The organism is Burkholderia sp. WSM2230 (assembly GCF_000472445.1).
GTDB lineage: Bacteria > Pseudomonadota > Gammaproteobacteria > Burkholderiales > Burkholderiaceae > Paraburkholderia.
On record NZ_AXAJ01000015.1, the window covers coordinates 77,242 to 95,895 of the forward strand.

An 18,654-nucleotide genomic window follows, 5' to 3' on the forward strand; every position below is an offset into this window, starting at 1 on the left:
TCGATTTGCAGCGCGCCGGGTCTGGCTATCAACGCGCCGGCGGCCAAGGGAAATCCCCAACTCCAGTCGATGCGCTGATGCTCATTATCGAACGCCGGCAGGGGCCGGCGTTTGCCGTTGCGGTTTGTGCTGCGCGCGGCCGCTCAGGACCCCGAACCTGTCGCTTTGCGAACGCCCAAAGGTGCGATCGTCGATCGGGTCAAGTTTTTTCCCGCAGTGAGAACTTCCTGCGAAGCGGAACATGGGAGCGGGTCAGCGTCTTCCTGAAAGGACAACAACATGAATCAGATGAATCCCGCCTTTGTGATGCCTGACGTGCAAAGCACGCCCGATACCCGCCAGATTCCAATTCAGCGGGTTGGCGTCAAGGCGGTGCGCCATCCGCTCACGGTGCGCACAGCAAGCGGTGAGGTGCAGCCGACGGTCGGCACCTGGAATCTGGACGTCCACCTGCCCGCCGACCAGAAGGGCACGCACATGTCGCGCTTCGTCGCCCTCCTTGAGGAGCACAACGCGCCGCTGGAACCGGCGACGTTCCGAGCGATGCTCGCCGCCATGCTCGAAAAACTCGAGGCCGAGGCGGGCCGCATCGAAGTGTCGTTTCCTTACTTCGTGAACAAGACGGCGCCGGTGTCGGGCGTGCAAAGTCTGCTCGACTACGAAGTCACGCTGATTGGCGACATGCGCAACGGTGCGACGCGCCTGTTCCTCAAAGTGCTGGTGCCGGTTACGAGCCTCTGTCCGTGTTCGAAGAAAATTTCGCAATATGGCGCGCACAACCAGCGTTCACACGTCACGATCAATGCGGAGCTGGCGGGTGAACTTGCCGTGGAAGACCTGATCCGCATTGCCGAGGAAGAAGCGTCGTGCGAACTATGGGGCTTGCTGAAGCGGCCCGACGAGAAGTTCGTCACTGAGCGCGCGTACGAAAATCCGAAGTTCGTCGAGGACTTGGTGCGTGACGTCGCGCAGCGTCTGAATGCGGACGAACGGATCGTCGCTTATGTGCTCGAGGCGGAAAACTTCGAGTCGATTCACAATCACAGCGCGTATGCGGTGATCGAGCACGATAAGCGGGCAGTGTGAGGTCAGAACGACTGCACTGAATGAGAAAGCCGCTCCTTTGAGAGCGGCTTTTCTTCATGAGCCCGACCATGAGCCCGACGCGTTGGGCGGCAAAATCCGGAGCTTCGTTCAACGCGCGAGCGATGTCAGATCCCAGCGCGGCTTGACGGTAAAGGCGTAATCCTTGCCCGACTGCTCCGGCCAGCGCTGCAAGCGCAACGCGCCGGCGAGCGCGATCATCGCGCCGTTGTCCGTGCATAGCGACAGATCCGGGTAATGCACATAAAAGTTTCGCTTTTGAGCCGCCGCGGAAAGCGCCTCGCGCAACTGCCGGTTCGCGCCCACGCCGCCCGCCACGACGAGGCGGTTGAGCTTTGTGCGCTTGAGCGCGGCAAGCGATTTGCTAGCCAGAACTTCCACGGCTGCATCGACGAAACCGCGCGCCAGGTCCGCTTTCGCCTGCTCGCAGATGTTCGCGCCACCAAGCTTTTTAGCGTGCGTGAGCACCGCTGTCTTCAGTCCGCTGAAACTGAAATCGAGGTCGCCGGAATGCAGCATGGGCCGCGGTAGCACCACCGCGCCGGGCGTGCCGAACTCGGCCATGCGCGACACTTCCGGTCCGCCCGGGTAGCCGAGGCCAAGCAGCTTGGCGGTTTTGTCGAACGCTTCGCCGGCGGCGTCGTCAAGCGTTTCGCCGAGCGTTTCGTAGACGCCCACGTCGGTCACGCGCATCAACTGCGTATGGCCGCCAGACACCAGCAGCGCGACAAAGGGAAACGGCGGCGGCTCGTCGACGAGCAGCGGCGACAGCAGGTGCCCTTCCAGATGATGGATGCCGATGGTCGGCTTGTCCCACGCCATGGCGAGCGAATTGGCGATGCTCGCGCCCACCAGCAGCGCGCCTGCGAGCCCGGGACCTTGCGTGTAGGCAATGGCGTCGATGTCGCTGCGTGCCGCGCCCGCACGCTCCATGACCTCTTCGAGCAACGGCAGTGCGCGCCGGATGTGGTCGCGCGATGCCAGTTCCGGCACGACGCCGCCATACTCGCGATGCATCGCGATCTGCGAGTGCAGCGCGTGCGCGAGCAAGCCGCGCTCAGTGTCGTAGAGCGCGAGGCCGGTTTCGTCGCAGGAGCTTTCGATGCCGAGAACGAGCATGGGGGGTGGGCTTGCCGGGCTTGCAAACAAGCCCGAAACGCTAAAAGGTAAGCCTGAAAGTATAGCAGCGCGGGCAAGGCGCCGCAGACGCGCAGGTACAATGCGCCCCCATGGAATCCTTCGATATCGCAGTGATCGGCGCAGGCGCGGCCGGCATGATGTGCGCGGCCGTGGCCGGGCAATTGGGCCGGCGCGTAGTGCTGATCGATCACTCGCAGCGTCTTGCGGAAAAGATCCGCATCTCCGGCGGCGGCCGCTGCAACTTCACGAATCTGTATGCGGGGCCGGGCAATTATCTGTCGGCGAATCCGCATTTTTGCCGCTCCGCGCTCGCCCGCTACACGCCGCGTGACTTCATGGCCTTGCTCAAGCGCCATCACGTGACCTGGCATGAGAAGCACAAGGGGCAGCTGTTTTGCAACGAGTCGAGCGACGCGGTTATCAACGTGCTGAAAAGCGAGTGCGACGCCGGGCGCGTCGCCTGGCGCACGCCGCTGTCGGTCGAACAGGTGAGGCAGGACGCCGAAGGCCGCTTCACACTCGACGCGAACGGCGGGCCGATCGTGGCGCGAGCGCTTGTCGTCGCAACCGGCGGCCTATCGATTCCAAAAATCGGCGCCACTGACTTTGCCTTCCGTCTGGCCAAGCAGTTTGGCCACAAGCTGATCGACACGCGTCCCGCGCTGGTCCCGCTGACGTTCGCCGCCGCGGACTGGGAGCCGTTTTCGGCGCTGTCGGGGGTGTCGCTGCAAGTGCGGCTCGCGACCGGCAACAAGAAGAACGGCGCGCAATTCGAGGAAGACCTGCTGCTCACGCACCGCGGGCTTTCGGGTCCCGGGGTGCTGCAAATATCGAGCTACTGGCAGCCGGGCGAGCCGATCCACATCGATCTATTGCCGAACCAGGACGCCGTTGCCGCGTTGCTCGAAGCAAAGAGCGGAACCCGTCGGCAAATTGCGAATCTGTTGTCGGAATGGGTGCCGCAGCGGCTTGCCCACGTGTGGCTCGAAACTCACCAGATTCCTGCCGAAGCCCGCGTGGCCGATCTGCCGGACAAGGCGCTGCGGCGCATCGGCGAAGCGCTGTCCCGCTGGACGCTGACACCCAACGGCACCGAAGGCTACCGCAAGGCCGAAGTGACGCGCGGCGGCGTGGACACGCGCGATCTTTCGTCGACCACGATGATGAGCGCCCGCGCGCCGGGCCTGTACTTCATCGGCGAGGCGGTGGATGTGACCGGCTGGCTTGGCGGCTACAATTTTCAGTGGGCCTGGGCGTCGGGCGTGGCGGCCGGCCAGGCAGCCGCCGAGTATGTCCGTGGGGCTTGACGGGCCAGTGGCTTTGTGCAAAAGCTCTGCTATACTCCTGAACCTTTACAAAGTTCCGTTATTGAAAAATGACGACCATCCGCGTAAAAGACAACGAGCCGTTTGAAGTCGCCATGCGCCGTTTCAAGCGCACCATGGAGAAAAACGGGTTGCTGACGGAACTTCGTGCGCGTGAGTTTTACGAAAAGCCTACGGCAGAGCGCAAGCGCAAGAAGGCGGCTGCGGTGAAGCGTCATTTCAAGCGTCTGCGCAGCCAGATGCTGCCAAAAAAGTTCTACTGATTCTGGTGTTGCCGCGGTTCCGGGCAAACGGAGCGGCGACATTCAACGGGTGACGGCACACACAACGAGTGCCGCCGTACTAACAGGTCTTTTCGGACCAGCCGGCAGGGTCGCATCCACTACGCACATTGCGCCAACCCGCTTGAGGAAGCCGTCCCAAGCGGGTGTTCGTGTTCATGCGTATGCTCATGCGTGTGTCCACGCGGCCGGTTCTCAACTTTCAACGCATTCAGGTGAGTGATGAGCCTCAAAGACCGGATCAACGACGATATGAAAACCGCCATGCGGGCACGTGAGACCGAGCGTCTGGGCACGATCCGGCTGCTGCTCGCCGCGATCAAGCAACGCGAAGTGGACGAGCGCGTGACCCTCGACGATGCCGCGGTTACCGCCGTCGTCGACAAGATGATCAAGCAGCGCAAGGACTCGATCAGCCAGTTCGAAGGCGCAGGCCGCACGGATCTCGCCGACAAGGAAAAGGCCGAGCTGGCCATTCTGTCCACGTATATGCCCGAGCAGATGTCTGAGGCGGAAATCGTCGCTGAAGTGCAGGCCGCTGTTGCGCAAACCGGCGCCGCCGGTCCGCAGGACATGGGCAAGGTGATGGGCGTGCTGAAGCCGAAACTCGCCGGTCGTGCCGACATGACGGCGGTTTCCGCGCAGGTCAAAGCCGCGCTGGCAAAGTAACGCGCGTGCTGTGTGGTCCGCGTGCCCGCCGCAGACGGCGGCGCGCGGGCATAAGCCCGGCATCGAGCACCAACGAGCCCCGCTGAGCCCCGTTGAGCCCTTCAGGCAGCGTCATTTACCGTGATTCCTCCGTCATTCCTGCAGGACCTGCTCAACCGCGTCGATATTGTCGACGTGGTGGGCCGCTATGTGCAGTTGAAGAAGGGCGGCGCGAACTTCATGGGACTGTGTCCGTTCCATAACGAGAAAAGCCCGTCGTTCACGGTCAGCCCGACCAAGCAGTTCTATCACTGCTTCGGCTGCGGCGCCCACGGAACGGCAATCGGATTCCTGATGGAGCACGTGGGCGCTTCGTTCCCGGAGGCCGTCAACGAGCTCGCGCAGTCCGTCGGCCTGACTGTGCCGAACGAGCCTTCACCCGGCTATGGGGGCGCGGGCGGTTCAGGTGGCGGTTACTCACCGGCGGCTTCCAAGGCCGTCACCACGGCGCTTTCCGACGTCATGCAGACGGCCTGCGACTACTACCGCAAGCAGTTGCGCGGTGCGCCGGCGGCAATCCAGTACCTGAAGAAGCGCGGCTTGACGGGCGAGATCGCCGCTCGCTTCGGCCTCGGCTACGCGCCGGACGGCTGGCAAAACCTCGAAGCCGCTTTTCCGAACTATCGCGACGACGCGCTGGTCGAATCGGGTCTCGTGATCGTTAGCGAAAAGTCGGACGCGCAGGGTCAGAACCGCCGCTATGACCGCTTCCGCGAGCGAATCATGTTCCCGATACGCAACGTGAAGGGGCAGGTCATCGGCTTCGGCGGCCGTGTGCTGGACGGCGGCGAGCCGAAATATTTGAATTCGCCCGAAACGCCGCTATTTAACAAAGGCAGCGAGCTCTACGGACTCTTCGAGGCGCGCCTCGCGATTCGGGAACAGCACTACGTGCTTGTCGTCGAAGGCTATATGGACGTGGTCGCGCTGGCCCAATTGGGCTTTCAGAACGCGGTCGCCACGCTCGGCACGGCATGCACGCCGGTTCATGTGCAGAAGCTGATGCGCCAGACCGACACGGTTATCTTCAGTTTCGACGGCGACTCGGCTGGCCGGCGCGCCGCGCGCCGCGCGCTGGACGCTTGTTTGCCGCACGCGGCGGACAACCGGACCATCCGCTTCCTGTTCCTGCCCGCGGAGCATGACCCGGACAGCTATGTGCGCGAATTCGGCACCGAGGCGTTCGCCGAGCAGGTCGAACGCGCCATGCCGCTGTCGCAGTTCATGTTGAACGAAGTGCTCGCCGGCAAGGAACTGGACCAGCCCGAGGGCCGTGCGCGCGCGCTCTTCGACGCCAAGCCGCTGTTGCAGGCGCTGCCGGCCAATGCGCTGCGCGCGCAGATCATGCATATGTTCGCCGACCGGCTCGACGTGCCGTTCGACGAGGTGGCCGCTCTCTGCGAGGTCGATTCGCGCATCGCGGCGGCCGCGCGCTCGGCGCCCGCGCGCAAGGACCGGCGCAGCGTGACAGGCATCGAAGAAAAGACGTTGCGCAATCTTGTGATGTACCCGCGCACCGTCGCCGTGCTCGACGAGGAAGCCGAGCAGGCGCTTCTGAGCGTGACGCGGCACGGCGAACTGTTCGAGGAAGTGACGACGCACGCGCGCGCACTTGGCGATTCGGCGGAGTTCCAGTTGCTCTCCGACCTATTGCGAAACGGGGCAAACGCCCCAACTTTCGAGGAAATCTTTCGCAAAATTCTGGACTATGATGAAAATGTCCGGGATTTGTTGCTGAAGGACCCGGAAGATGCGACCGTCATCGAGGAGCGGCGCGAGCAGGAAAGGATCGTCGGAGAGGAACTGAAAGCGGCGATTATGAAGATGCGCTATGACGCTTATTGTGATCGTCTCGAGCAGCTTTCGCGGCAATCCCGGCACACGCCGGAGGAGTTTGCGGAACTCGCCGAGCTTAATCGGAAGCGGGCTGACATGAAGCGCCAGCTCGGCTTGTAGACGGGAGCGCAGAAACCTGGGTGGTATAATAAAAGGTTTCCAGCGGTTTGTTTTTCAAAGGGTTTTCCAAGCAAAGGCGAAAAGGCGATGCGATGGCAAAGACTACAGGTGGAAAGAGCAAAACTGGCCCACGCTCCAGGGAGCAGACCGAAAAGGTCACTTCGGCCAAGTTAGTTTCTTCCGCTCGCAAAGCGTCTGCTGCCAGCGTTACACCTGTTGCCGGGAAAAAGTCCTCGACCACTTCGGCCGCGCGAGCGGAGTCAACGGGAGTGGCAAAGGCGGTGGCGAAGTCGGCGCAAGCCGTGCCACCTCCGGCTGACAGGCGGCCGGGTGTCAGAAGCGCAAAGGAAGCGGCTGTCGCGCAGGACGATGCGGCAGTGCGCGAGACTCCAGTATCCACGGTTCAACCGGCTGTTGTCCACCAGCCGCGAGTCGAGACTACAGCCGGTACGGCGAACTCCATGACGAAAAAGCTGAATGAAGTACCCGTCGATGACGACGCAACCCAGAGCGAAGAAACCCCTGTGGCCGCTTCCGGCAAAGTGGAAAAGGCCAAGGCTCGCGACCGTCGCGCCAAAGAAAAGGCGCTGCTGAAAGACGCGTTTTCGTCGTCGCAGCCCGGCACGGTCGAGGAACTCGAGGAGCGCCGCTCGAAACTCCGCGCGCTGATCAAGCTCGGCAAGGAGCGCGGCTTCCTCACGTACGCTGAAATCAACGATCACCTGCCGGACAACTTCACCGAGACCGAGGCGATCGAAGGCATTATCAGCACGTTCAACGACATGGGCGTGGCGGTCTACGAACAGGCCCCGGACGCGGAAACGCTGCTGCTGAACGACAACGCGCCCGCCGCTTCGTCCGACGACGAAGTGGAAGAGGAAGCTGAAGTTGCGCTGTCCACTGTCGACTCCGAATTCGGCCGCACGACCGACCCCGTGCGCATGTACATGCGTGAAATGGGCACGGTCGAGCTGCTCACGCGCGAAGGCGAAATCGAAATCGCCAAGCGGATCGAAGACGGCCTTAAGCACATGGTGATGGCCATCTCCGCGTGTCCGACCACGATTGCCGACATTCTGGCCATGGCCGAGCGCGTCGCGAATGAGGAAATCCGCATCGACGAACTGGTCGACGGCCTGATCGACGCCGACGCGGAAGACGCGGACGGCTTCTCCGTGCAGGAAGCGGAAGCGATCGAAAGCGAAGACGAGGAAGAAGAGGAAGAGGACGAAGCGGACGAAGAAGAAGACGACGGCACCGCGCAGGCCACGGCCAACGCAGCGCAAATGGAAGCGCTCAAGCGTGCGTCGCTGGAGAAATTCGCCCTTATCAGCGAGTGGTTCGACAAGATGCGCCGCGCGTTCGAGAAGGAAGGCTACAAGTCCAAGTCCTACCTGAAGGCGCAGGAAACCATTCAGAACGAGCTGATGACCATTCGCTTCACCGCGCGTACTGTCGAGCGTCTGTGCGACACGTTGCGTGCGCAAGTGGACGAGGTGCGTCAGGTCGAGCGGCAGATTCTGCATACGGTGGTCGACAAGTGCGGCATGCCGCGCGCGGAATTCATCGCGCGTTTCCCGGGCAGCGAGACGGACCTCGAGTGGGCCGACAAGATTGTCAGCGAAGGTCATTCGTATAGCGCGATCCTCACGCGGAACATTCCGGCCATTCGCGAGCAGCAACAGCGCCTGCTGGATTTGCAGGCGCGCGTGGTGCTGCCGCTGAAAGACCTGAAGGAAACCAACCGTCAGATGGCGGCCGGCGAACTGAAGGCGCGTCAGGCGAAGCGCGAAATGACCGAGGCGAACCTGCGTCTCGTGATCTCGATTGCGAAGAAGTACACGAACCGCGGTCTGCAGTTCCTCGACCTGATCCAGGAAGGCAACATCGGCCTGATGAAGGCGGTGGACAAGTTCGAATATCGTCGTGGCTACAAGTTCTCCACGTATGCAACGTGGTGGATCCGCCAGGCCATTACGCGTTCGATCGCGGACCAGGCGCGCACGATCCGTATTCCGGTTCATATGATCGAAACGATCAACAAGATGAACCGCATCTCGCGGCAGATTCTGCAGGAAACCGGCCTCGAGCCGGATCCGGCAACGCTGGCCGAGAAGATGGAAATGCCGGAAGACAAGATCCGCAAGATCATGAAGATCGCGAAGGAGCCGATCTCCATGGAAACGCCGATCGGCGACGACGACGATTCGCATCTGGGCGACTTCATCGAAGACACGAATACGGTCGCGCCTGCCGATGCCGCGTTGCACGCCAGCATGCGCGACGTCGTGAAGGACGTGCTCGATTCGTTGACGCCGCGCGAGGCTAAAGTGTTGCGCATGCGTTTCGGTATCGAAATGAGCACCGATCACACGCTCGAAGAAGTCGGCAAGCAGTTCGACGTGACGCGTGAGCGGATCCGTCAGATCGAGGCCAAGGCGCTGCGCAAGCTGCGTCACCCGAGCCGGTCGGACAAGCTGAAGTCTTTCCTTGAAGGCAACTGATCGGCACGGTTTTCGTCAGTATTTCTAGCGGTAAAAGAAGTAGCGTCTGCAAGTGGCAATGCAAAGGGGCCTCCCGGTCGTTTCGCACAAGCGAAGCGATTGCGGAGGCCCCTTTTTCGTGTAGTATGGCGGCCACTCAGCAAACAGGGCCCTGCTGCAAAGGCCCTTTCGTTGATCGTCTTCGGTACGGTAAAATTTCGAGTTCTCAGGGCCTCTAGCTCATGCTTGGTTAGAGCAGCGGACTTAGCAAAGACTCACCTAAACCATGTGGTTCGGCATGGTGAGTCATGAATGGGTTGCCTTGGGGTAAGTTAGCTCTGCCCCCTGGTAGAACTGCTCAAATTCGGGGAAACCTCTGCTGTGCTAACAGCGTCAGCGTGGCAATCCCGAGCGAAGCTCTCTTAGAGAGAACGTGTAGAGACTGAACGGGCAGGTCGTAAAGACAAGAGACAGTCCAGACCACAAACCCGAAAGGGGCGGCGAAAGCCGTAGCTGGTTAGCATAATCCGTTGGTGCCGTGTTCGACTCACGGGAGGCCCACCAAACATCTCAAAGCTGCTCTTTACCGAGCGGCTGTGCCATCAGGCATAAGTTGTCCGTCCCGGACACTTATCACCCTCCGCACCCGGTGCTCTGCCGGGTGCAGCTTCAATCTCCCGTTCATGACGGCACGTTCTCTTCACGAAGAACAGGTGGCCGTTCTCCGGGTCGAGTTCGGCGAGGCGCCCGGTCGTTTCTGCGCTTCCGGGCGGCGCGTAACACTGTGCCGACGGAAATAGATTATTGCGAGAACTGAAAATCCCGCGACGGCCGCAGCTTTCGCGCGATAAGTATCGGGCGAAGGCATAGCAGCAGCGGTGCCGGTCTTTCTTGTCCGAGCGAGCGGGTCGATCATTTCAAAAACTGAAAAGAAGTCTTCCGGTCTTGCCAGTTTTTATGGGAACGCTGAATCGCTATTCTTCGGCTATCGATCAACCGTGATCGCCAGCCGCATTCAATAGGAGCAGCACCATGAAACGCATTCTGTCCACCCTGATCGCTTCCATCGCCCTCTTCGCCGCCGCTTCGGGCGTTGCGCAAGCCGCCGCGCCCTCGCAATGCAACGGCCCCGCATCGTACTGCAACGTATTTTTCGGCAACTAACTTACCGATCGAACGGCTGAAGCAGGCCACCGAGCATTACCCTGCCGTTGCTGACGCAAGTCAGCCAAAGAAGGGCGCCCATAGCGGCGCCCTTGCTACATCTGGAGCCGGAGGCGGGCCAAAACTGAACTGGACGGGCTGGTCGAGAGGCGGACGCGCGAGCCTGCACGCCGGTTTCCCAGCCGGAACCTCGCGCGATGCGTCCTGCCTCACAGGCGGTTTATTCGCGTGAAACCCCAGTGGCTGACGGTCGCATGCAAATGGCCCCTGCCTCCAACCGCAATAGGCCGGAGGCAGGCTTGATTGACAAGGCAAAAGTACCAGTTATCCACAAGGTTATTCAGTAAATCTGTGGATAACTTTTGCATGCGCGGGCTTATCCACCGGTCCAGGCCAGAGCCGCCGCGCGATTGGCTTTTCCGGCGGATGCTGTCCTGGCAAGCACCGGAGTCGCGCTTTTTGCTTATGATGGGCAGTTCGTACCCTTCGCGCCTAGAGCGCCTAATTCAAGGAAGCGAATCATGGCCCTACATATCGCAGTCGTCGTCGGCAGCCTGCGCCGCGAGTCGTTCAACCGCCAGTTGGCCCAAGCCGTCGTTTCGCTGGCGCCCCCGGACTTCACGTTCGAGTTCATCGATATCGGTTCATTGCCTCTTTACAGCCAGGAGTACGACGCCGATTTCCCCGAAACCGCGAGGCAGCTCAAACAGCGGGTGGAAGCCGCCGATGGTCTGCTGTTCGTCACGCCCGAATACAACCGCTCGATTCCCGGCGTGCTGAAGAATGCGCTCGACTGGGGTTCGCGCCCGTGGGGCGCGAATTCCTGGCGCAATAAGCCGGGCGCGGTAATCGGCACGTCAGTCGGTGCGACCGGTTCGGCGCTCGCGCAGCAGCATTTGCGCAATGTGCTGGCCTATCTGGACGTCGCGACGCTCGGCCAGCCCGAAGTGTTCATCAAGCACGACCCTGCGGTCATCAACGAGAAAGGCGAGATCCTGAACGACGGCACGCGCAAGTTCCTGCAGGGATTTGTCGACCGCTATGTCGCATGGGTGAAGCGGCATACCACCTCCGCCTGATCTTCGCGGTTAGCCGTTAGCCGGTGGCGGCCGGCAACATCGGTCGCGACAGGTCAACCGGTGTTGAACGCGGCGGCGCTCCCGAAGCTTCGCGGCGCGCCGCCGCTGGCTGTTCCTGCCTTTTACACGTGATGATGTCCCGTCACGCGTTCCCAGCCGTGGCGCACGGCGAGCTTGAAGCGCTCCCACGTGCTGTTGTCCGCCGAAGTCGATTCCCAATGACGCCGCGCTTCCGGTTCCACGTCGTCCCACGCTCTATCGCGATAACGCATGTCCTTGCCGATCTCCGCACCGTAGCGGTAAGCCGGCACATAGTCCTCGTAGCGCGAGTCGTCGGCCGAATATTGCTCGTCGTAATGCGTGCGGAAGTCTTCTTCGTACTCCAGATATTCGTTGGGAATCTGACCGCTCAAACCCGAAGTAGGGTGCGCGGCGCTCGAGACTACTTCCGACGGCTGCATGACTGCGCCGGAGCCCGGCGCCGAACCGGCGGCAATGGCACTGCGTCCGGCGTCCCCGGCTAGAGGATCGCGCACAGGTTCGTTGAGCGGATCTGTGGCAGGGCGCTCGCTGAGCGGCGGCGGCACGAACGGTTCGGCGTCGCTGCTGCGCGGGGGCGCCGCATACAGTGGATCGGCCGCTGCGGCGGAGCGGGCGGCTGGGTTGGAGGCGGGCGTAGCCGCCGCGGCAGAGGTCGTGACGCCGCCCGCAGGCATCGCTGGTGTTCCAGTTCCAGTTCCCGGGGCCGCCGCCGTCTTCGTGTCCCAGCTAGCAGCTCCGGTCGATCCGCCCTCGGCGCCGCGCGCCGCGCCCGGCGCGACGGTGCCGAGTCCGAGTTCATCAAGCAACGAATGCTCGCGCGCGCTTTCGGTGGCCGTTTGCGTGCCCCAATCCGGCGAGCGCTCGCCGATATCCGTCGCGCCGAGCCGCGTCAGCGTGTTGCGAGCGAGTTCGGCGTGGGATTCGCTGGCGGCGTCGATTACGACCAGCACCGCACCCCGGCGCACAGCTTCTGTATAGCGGGCCGTCTCAGGTGCGCGCGGGCCGCTCGCGAACAGGCTCGAAAGGAAACGTTCGATATTCGCGAGCACGCCGGAACCGGCCACTTCTTCGGTTGCCGACCCGACGGACGGCTCCGCGTTTGCCTGCAATTCGATGGTGTCGCGGGCGAAACCGGTCTGCACTAACGTGTCGCGAGCGGCTTCGGCATCTGCATAGGTGTTGAATAACCCAATCACGGTATGTCGCATGGCTGTCTCCCTTCTGGCAGGACAGCGCGCAGCGCGCCGTCCCCATTACCTGACGGATGCCGCAACGTTCGTGCCGGGTATGCTGCGCGCGCGGCTCACGCCGCGATAGGCTTGCGCAGAAAAGTTCCAATGCAATTTCCCACGGGTCGCCGTCCGCGCATTTTTACAATCGAGCGTAAGGGCAGAAAAGGCACCCAAAAAGCCGCTGCCAAACCGCGCTATTGGAGCTGATGCGCCGCCGGATCCAGCCCGCTCTGCGCGAGTTCGCGCTGAATTCCCTGCAGAAGGCTTTCCAGCAGCGCGATGTCGAAGGGCTTGGACAGCACCCGCACATTGACCTGTCGCGCGCGATCCAGCTCTTCCGCGTAGCCGGTCACCAGAATGACCGGCAGGTTGATGCCGGACGCCCCGATGGCCTCCGCCAGATCGATGCCGTTCAACCCGCCCGGCATATGGATGTCCGACAGCACGACGTCAAACGGCAGCGGTTCGCCGGTGCGCATTTGCTGCGTGCGCGCGTCGTCCAGCAGCCGCAGGGCCATGTCCGCATTCAGCACGCATGTGACGTGGTGGCCCATCATCTGTAGCAGCGCTTCTGTGCCCGCGGCCACTTCCTCGTTGTCCTCGACGAGCAGCACGCGCAGTCCGTGTGATGCGCCAGGGTCTTCGCCGCCGGTTTCGGCCGGCCCCTCGACCACCGGTTCTTCAGTCGCGCGCGGCAAATAGAGCCGCACCGAAGTGCCCGCGCCGACCGCGCTGTCGATTGCAGCTAGCCCACCCGAGCGCTCGCAGAAGGCAAATACCTGCGGCAATCCGAGCCCCGTGCCCATGCCCTTTGCCTTGGTCGTGAAAAGCGGCTCGAAGGCGCGCGCCAGCACCTCGGGCGCCATGCCGGCGCCGGTGTCCTCCAGCGACAGCTGGACGAAATCGCCGGTCAGCGGGAAGCCGTCTTCCTGACGGAAGGTGATGTTGGTCGCGCGCACGGTGAAGCGCCCGCCGTTGGGCATGGCGTCGCGCGCGTTCACAGCGATGTTGATGAGCGCGAGTTCCAGCTCGGCGACGTCCACGCGCATCGGCCAGATGCCGACGCCGATATCCATGACCAGCGAAACCTTGGCCCCGAGCGACGCGCGCAGCAGATCGCGACTGGCCGGCAGCCAGCGTTCCAGCGAGACCGTTTCATTGCGCAGCGGCTGCTTGCGCGCGACGCCCAGCAACTGCCGCGTGAGCGACTGGCCGCTCTTCAGCGCCCGTTCCATTGCGGACAGCTCGCGGTCCAGTCCCGCTGCGCCGCGTCGGCGCGCAATCTGCACGTTCGCCGACAGAATCATCAGCAAATTGTTGAAGTCGTGGGCGACGCTGCCCACCAGCGTGCCCAGCGCTTCCATCTTGCGCGATTGCCGGTACGCTGATTCGATGGAACGGCGCATGGACGCTTCCGCCTGCCAGCGCTCCCACGCTTCTTCCTCGGCGCCGAGCCGCCGCAGGGACAGCCAGATCACGCACCACAAGGCGACGCACGGCGTGAATATCGACAGGAACAGCACAGCCAGGTGCCGGTACCACGCGGCCCACATCGCCGAAGCGCGATAGCCGCACATGACATAGACCGGGTACGAGCCGACGTGCCGGAACGCGACGATCATATTGTCGCCGTCGATATTCGAGCGCATGCGCGTCACGCCGGCGCGCCGTCCCTCTTTCATGGCCTCGGCGAACGGCGAGTCCGCCGCGACGGCGGTCGGCTCGCCCGGCCGGCGCGGATAGTGAGCGAGGACTGCGCCGTCGGCGCGCACGAGGCTCATGGTCATCGGTACGCCGCCGTTGCCGCCGAGCAGTTCGCGGTAGAACGCGTCGAAATAGCTCGGGCGCAGCGCGACGGACACGACGCCGGCAAAGGTGCCGTCGGACGCGCGCCGTTCGACGCTGGTGTTGAATACCTGCTCGCCTGCGACGTGCCCCGACATGACCTTCGAAACATGTTCGAGGTCGCGCCCCTCGCGCAGGCCGACGAAGTCTTCGCGGTCGCCGATCGAAACCGGCGTCGCCGGATAAAGCCGGCTGCTCACGAGCAATGCGCCGTCACGGCCAAAAATGGACACGGCGGCGACCTGCGGATAGCCGCCGCCCATCGTGCGCACTTTCTGGTGAATGGCGGCCTCGCGCGCGCGTATGCCGTTGTCGTCGAGGCCTTCGGTCAGATCGACGATGCGCGTGTCGAGCGTTTCGTTCATGTCGAACACTTTGAGCGCGTGTTCCTCGGCGACGCGCACGGTGCGCAGCGTCATGTCGGTGGCGTCGGCTTCGCGGCTGCGCATGTCGTTGAACGCCATGGCCGCGACGTAAAGACACGGCAGCACGACCGCGGCGATCAGCAAGGCGATCAACGTCATGCGCCGCACCTGGAAGTTCTGCTCCGGCACGCTGGGAAACACCGCCTCGCCTTGCCCGTCGGCGGAAAGGCGGCTCGCTCGGTGCGGATCGAACCGGTCAGGTGTCATTGTTAAACGCTTGGCCTTTCAAGGCGTAAAGAGACGAAGATGATACGTGAAGCATAGTCGCTGAACGGCGGTAGAAGTTACCGTAATGGATGGCATTCGCCGTTTTAAGGGGCAATTCGTCAGTCTTTTAAAACAGTGACAAACCGGGAAGCGCAAACGTACACAAAAGTATAAACGGTATAAAAACCAATATTATGCAGCGCGTATGTTTTCGAAAATCGGCTAACGCAGGAAGATATTGTTAGCTGGCGAAAAATACCGCGTATTGCTTTTCGGCGGTATTGCTTTGAGAATCGATCCCACGACAAGAAGTGCGTCCGCAATGTTCGAACGTACACGCCGCGAGGGCACCGGATCATGCGTACGCGCGTGAGTGCCGGCGTTCGCGGAAACCACGCGCGCGCGGCACGGGGATCAGCCAGGTTCCAGCGAGCCGCGCCGTACCTATACGGGGTAGGCTCAGCACATGCCGGTCATAACCGTCGTCCGCCGCACGCGCGCGCATTCCTGCGCGAGCAATGGCTTCGCCCAACGCGCCTCGCCGCGCATTATCCCCGCCTGGCCGCAAGCCGCCTACCAGCAGGCACATGCGCACTGCGACGCTCGCCGTCGGACTTCACCCTAAAGAGATTCCGCTATCCGCCGTTAACCCGTACGAGCTTATTCCGTCTTCAGACCGCCATGCCTTTGCCTATTGTGATCGCCGATGATTCATTGCTTGCCCGCAAGGTGCTCACCAAGGCATTGCCGCCTGAGTGGGAGGTCGACGTGTCTTACGCCTCGAACGGACGGGAGGCGCTCGCTTTATATCGTCAAGGGAAGGCCTCGGTGATGTTCCTCGACCTGACCATGCCGGACATGAACGGCTATCAGGTGCTGGAGGCATTGCAGCATGAGGACCTGAACACCTTCGTCATCGTCGTCTCAGCCGATATCCAGCCGATGGCGCAGGCGCGCGTGCGCGCGCTCGGCGCCGCCGCGTTCATCGCCAAGCCCGTGACGCCGGAGGCGGTACTGCCCATCCTCAAGGAGTACGGGTTGTATGTCTGAGCCAGTCCTCAACGAAGATCAGCGCGACGCGCTGCAAGAGGTCGCCAACCTGGCGATGGGTCAAGCCGCGACGCGTCTCGCGCGGCTGCTCGATTCGTTCATCGAGTTGTCGGTGCCGCGCGTGAGGGTGGTGGCGGTCAGCGAGGCGGCGCAGGCGCTCAGGGAAATGACCGGTATCGAAGACCCGGTCAGCGCGGTGCGCCAGGGCTTTCGCTCGGACATCAAGGGCGAGGCGCTCGTGATCTGCCGCAGCGACAGCGTCGACGACCTGTGCGCGCTCGTGAGCGACCCATACTCGCGCTCGACATATGAGTCGGTGAGTCAGAAAGAACTGATGTTCGATGTCGCGAACGTGCTCACCGGCGCGTGCGTGTCATGCATCCTGGACCAGCTTGGCCGCACGCCGGTGTTCTCCGCTCCCGGCCTGCTCGGCGACTCGCTCACGCTCGACGAAGTGTTTCAGCCCGGCGTGCTTCAATGGGAAGTGGCGTTGCTGGTCGAGGTCAATTTCACGCTGGAAGACCAGAGTTTCCGCGCGCACCTCGTCATGCTGATGGCGGAAGAGTCCATCCGCCACATGAACGACGCGCTCGACGCGCTGCTGTCCAGCCTATGAGCTCGCCCGCCCAGTCGTTGAGCGATCTGGTGGTCGAGCGGGTCGGCTTTGGCATCTTCGTGCTCGACCGCGACATGAACGTGCTGATGTGGAACCGCTTCATGCAGGACCACAGCGGGTTGTCGGCGGAGCAGGTGGTCGGCAAATCGTTGTTCACGCACTTTCCGGAACTGCCGCGCGTGTGGTTGTCGCGCAAGATCGAAAGTGTGTTTCAGCTCGGCAGTTTTGCGTTCAGTTCGTGGGAGCAGCGCCCGTATCTGTTCAAGTTCGATCATGACCGGCCGATTACGGGCGGCGTCGATTACATGCAGCAGGACTGCACCTTCATGCCGCTCACGCGCGAGCGCGAAGTGGTGGCAGTTTGCGTGACGATCTCCGATGTGACGCACGTGAGCATCGTGCAGCGCGAGCGCGAGGAGGCGGTCGCCAAGCTGCAGGAGTACGCGGACCGCGACGGACTGACGGGCATTGCCAACCGCCGCTATTTCGAGGCGCGTCTGCAAGACGAATACACGCGCTGGCAACGCTATGGCGGCGATATGTCGGTGCTGCTCTTCGATCTCGACCACTTCAAGAAGATCAACGACCAGTTTGGCCACGGCGTCGGCGACACGGTGCTGCGCGTGATGGCGCAGCGCGTCGCCGGGGTCGTGCGGGCGCAGGACACGTTCGGGCGTTTCGGCGGCGAGGAGTTCGCGTTGCTGCTGCCGTGTACGCCGCTCGAGGACGCGATGCGCGTCGCCGAAAAAATTCGCTGCACGATCGCGGATACACCGGTGGAAGTGCAGGGCACCAGCGTGCCGGTGACCGCGAGCGTGGGCGGCGCGGCGGCGCGGCCGGGCTTGCCCGGCTACGAGGTGCTGATCAACGAGGCCGACGCTGCGCTCTACAGCGCCAAGCGCCAGGGACGCAACCGCTCCGTCGCACTGACATGAGAATCGCGGCCGGGCGCGATCTGGCGCGGCGCACGCCCTATTCGGCAGGCGAAACTGCGTCGTCTCACAAACGTTGATATACTTTTCGCCGTTTCCGGCATCCCAGCCGTCTGTTTCGCGCGTGTCCGCGCGCGGCCGCCCGCCCGCCCTGCGGCGAGGCATAACAATTACTGAACGCCTTTCAGCGGGCGCCCTCCTGCGGAGATCGTCTTGGCTGTTTCCAATCCTGTCGTGGACGATACTGAAATCGACGCCGCTGCCGCCACGTCCGGCAGCTCGTTTTATCTCGCAATGCGCATCCTGCCGGCCGCGCAGCGCGACGCGATGTATCAGGTCTACGCTTTCTGCCGCGCTGTCGACGACATTGCCGACAGCGACATGCCGCGCGCCGACCGTGCCGCCGCGCTCGAGCGCTGGCGCGCCGACATCGACGCATGCTATGCCGGCGCGCCGCGCGCGTCGTTGCGCGCGCTGACGCGGCACATTCACACGTTCCATCTGCGGCGCGAAGATTTTCACGCGATGATCGACGGCATGGCCATGGACGCCGCCGCCGACATCTGCGCGCCCGACGAAGCCACGCTCGACCTGTATTGCGATCGCGTCGCGAGCGCGGCGGGCCGCTTGTCGGTGAGAATATTCGGCATGCAGGACGAGCCCGGCCGTTTGCTGGCGCACCATCTGGGGCGCGCGCTGCAGCTCACGAACATTCTTCGCGACATCGACGAAGACGCCGGTATCAACCGTTGCTATCTGCCCCGCGAGCTGCTCGCGCGCGAAGGCATCGCGATCACAAACCCCGCGCAGATCGCCGACGACCCCTCGCTGCCGCGCGTGTGCGCGACGCTCGCCGCGCGCGCGCAGGAACAGTTCGCCGCGTCCGACGCGATCATGGACCGCGAGCCGCGTAGCCAGGTGCGCGCGCCGCGCATCATGTCGGGCGTCTATCGCGTGCTGCTCGAGCGCACGCTCGAGCGCGGCTTCGACATTCCGCGCCCGAAGGTCAGCAAGCCGAAGCTGCGCTTGCTCTGGATCGTCGCGCGCTACGCGCTTTTCTGAGCC

At 62.9% G+C, this 18,654-nt stretch carries 15 protein-coding genes; 12 read left to right on the forward strand and 3 right to left on the reverse strand.

Annotated features, from left to right (window positions below):
* Window positions 1–279: 279 nt before the first annotated feature.
* Window positions 280–1,086 carry a GTP cyclohydrolase FolE2 gene (gene folE2, locus A3AC_RS0124130; protein WP_025602034.1) on the forward strand — a complete coding sequence of 269 codons (807 nt, stop codon included), beginning with the start codon at window positions 280–282 and terminating at the stop codon, window positions 1,084–1,086.
* Between the two features lie 108 nt (window positions 1,087–1,194).
* Here folE2 and tsaD read toward each other — a convergent pair whose 3' ends face one another.
* Entirely contained in the window at window positions 1,195–2,223 is a 1,029-nt protein-coding gene (gene tsaD, locus A3AC_RS0124135; RefSeq protein WP_025602035.1) for a tRNA (adenosine(37)-N6)-threonylcarbamoyltransferase complex transferase subunit TsaD, read from the reverse strand.
* 110 nt (window positions 2,224–2,333) lie between these two features.
* On the opposite strand from tsaD, the gene A3AC_RS0124140 reads away from it, so the two are divergent.
* The 7 genes from A3AC_RS0124140 (at window position 2,334) to A3AC_RS0124170 (ending at window position 11,240) form a co-directional block, all read left to right on the forward strand.
* Complete coding sequence (locus A3AC_RS0124140) at window positions 2,334–3,551, forward strand: NAD(P)/FAD-dependent oxidoreductase (RefSeq protein WP_025602036.1); 1,218 nt, start codon at window positions 2,334–2,336, stop codon at window positions 3,549–3,551.
* Between the two features lie 68 nt (window positions 3,552–3,619).
* On the forward strand, window positions 3,620–3,832 hold the full coding sequence (gene rpsU, locus A3AC_RS0124145) for a 30S ribosomal protein S21 (protein WP_013342001.1): 213 nt from the start codon (window positions 3,620–3,622) through the stop codon (window positions 3,830–3,832).
* A 240-nt stretch (window positions 3,833–4,072) separates the two neighbouring features.
* On the forward strand, window positions 4,073–4,519 hold the full coding sequence (locus A3AC_RS0124150) for a GatB/YqeY domain-containing protein (RefSeq protein ID WP_025602037.1): 447 nt from the start codon (window positions 4,073–4,075) through the stop codon (window positions 4,517–4,519).
* Window positions 4,520–4,639: 120 nt separating this feature from the next.
* Window positions 4,640–6,514, forward strand: coding sequence for a DNA primase (gene dnaG / locus A3AC_RS0124155; protein WP_025602038.1), 1,875 nt, complete (start codon window positions 4,640–4,642; stop codon window positions 6,512–6,514).
* Window positions 6,515–6,606: 92 nt separating this feature from the next.
* Entirely contained in the window at window positions 6,607–9,018 is a 2,412-nt protein-coding gene (rpoD, locus tag A3AC_RS0124160; RefSeq protein ID WP_084515569.1) for an RNA polymerase sigma factor RpoD, read from the forward strand.
* A 1,011-nt stretch (window positions 9,019–10,029) separates the two neighbouring features.
* Window positions 10,030–10,161, forward strand: coding sequence for a hypothetical protein (locus A3AC_RS31190; RefSeq protein ID WP_269664831.1), 132 nt, complete (start codon window positions 10,030–10,032; stop codon window positions 10,159–10,161).
* A 521-nt stretch (window positions 10,162–10,682) separates the two neighbouring features.
* Window positions 10,683–11,240: an NADPH-dependent FMN reductase gene (locus A3AC_RS0124170; RefSeq protein WP_025602040.1), complete on the forward strand. Its 558-nt coding sequence runs from the start codon at window positions 10,683–10,685 to the stop codon at window positions 11,238–11,240.
* Between the two features lie 122 nt (window positions 11,241–11,362).
* Here A3AC_RS0124170 and A3AC_RS0124175 read toward each other — a convergent pair whose 3' ends face one another.
* Both A3AC_RS0124175 and A3AC_RS0124180 read right to left on the reverse strand, forming a co-directional pair.
* Window positions 11,363–12,490 carry a hypothetical protein gene (locus A3AC_RS0124175; protein ID WP_025602041.1) on the reverse strand — a complete coding sequence of 376 codons (1,128 nt, stop codon included), beginning with the start codon at window positions 12,488–12,490 and terminating at the stop codon, window positions 11,363–11,365.
* A 218-nt stretch (window positions 12,491–12,708) separates the two neighbouring features.
* On the reverse strand, window positions 12,709–14,991 hold the full coding sequence (locus A3AC_RS0124180; protein ID WP_025602042.1) for a hybrid sensor histidine kinase/response regulator: 2,283 nt from the start codon (window positions 14,989–14,991) through the stop codon (window positions 12,709–12,711).
* 681 nt (window positions 14,992–15,672) lie between these two features.
* Here A3AC_RS0124180 and A3AC_RS0124185 point away from each other — a divergent pair.
* The 4 genes from A3AC_RS0124185 to hpnD all read left to right on the forward strand — a co-directional run bounded on the left by A3AC_RS0124185 (window position 15,673) and on the right by hpnD (window position 18,651).
* Window positions 15,673–16,041: a response regulator gene (locus tag A3AC_RS0124185; RefSeq protein ID WP_025602043.1), complete on the forward strand. Its 369-nt coding sequence runs from the start codon at window positions 15,673–15,675 to the stop codon at window positions 16,039–16,041.
* Window positions 16,034–16,657: a chemotaxis protein CheC gene (locus A3AC_RS0124190; protein WP_025602044.1), complete on the forward strand. Its 624-nt coding sequence runs from the start codon at window positions 16,034–16,036 to the stop codon at window positions 16,655–16,657. Before A3AC_RS0124185 ends, A3AC_RS0124190 begins: the two co-directional genes overlap by 8 nt.
* Window positions 16,654–17,592 carry a sensor domain-containing diguanylate cyclase gene (locus A3AC_RS0124195; RefSeq protein ID WP_025602045.1) on the forward strand — a complete coding sequence of 313 codons (939 nt, stop codon included), beginning with the start codon at window positions 16,654–16,656 and terminating at the stop codon, window positions 17,590–17,592. Before A3AC_RS0124190 ends, A3AC_RS0124195 begins: the two co-directional genes overlap by 4 nt.
* A gap of 210 nt (window positions 17,593–17,802) precedes the next feature.
* Window positions 17,803–18,651 carry a presqualene diphosphate synthase HpnD gene (gene hpnD, locus A3AC_RS0124200; protein ID WP_025602046.1) on the forward strand — a complete coding sequence of 283 codons (849 nt, stop codon included), beginning with the start codon at window positions 17,803–17,805 and terminating at the stop codon, window positions 18,649–18,651.
* Window positions 18,652–18,654 lie beyond the last annotated feature (3 nt).